This window comes from Salifodinibacter halophilus (genome assembly GCA_012999515.1).
GTDB classification, from domain to species: Bacteria; Pseudomonadota; Gammaproteobacteria; order Nevskiales; family Salinisphaeraceae; genus Salifodinibacter; species Salifodinibacter halophilus.
On the sequence record JABEEB010000338.1, the window covers coordinates 1 to 263 of the forward strand.

The following is a 263-nucleotide window of genomic DNA, read 5'->3' on the forward strand; positions in this document are numbered from 1 at the left end:
CTCAGGCGCGCGTAGCCGGGCGAGAACTCGATCGGCCAGCCGAACGCGGCGAGCATGCGCTCGGTGTAGTCGCGGGTCGGATGCGGTTCGTGCACCACGGTGTCGCCCTGCGCGTACAAGCCGGCCAGCAGCAGCGCCGACTTCACCTGCGCGCTGGCGACCGGCAAGGTGTATTCGATCCCGCGCAGTTCGCGGCCGCCGTGGATGCGCAGCGGCGGCAGGCCGCCGTCGACGGTGTCGATGCGCGCGCCCATCGCCGCCAG

Annotated in this window: 1 protein-coding gene; it reads right to left on the reverse strand. The window is 72.6% G+C overall.

Features of this window, described 5'->3' with window-relative positions:
* Positions 1-263 (reverse strand): 3-phosphoshikimate 1-carboxyvinyltransferase (locus HKX41_11925; protein ID NNC24842.1); only part of this gene is annotated, 263 nt, incomplete at both ends.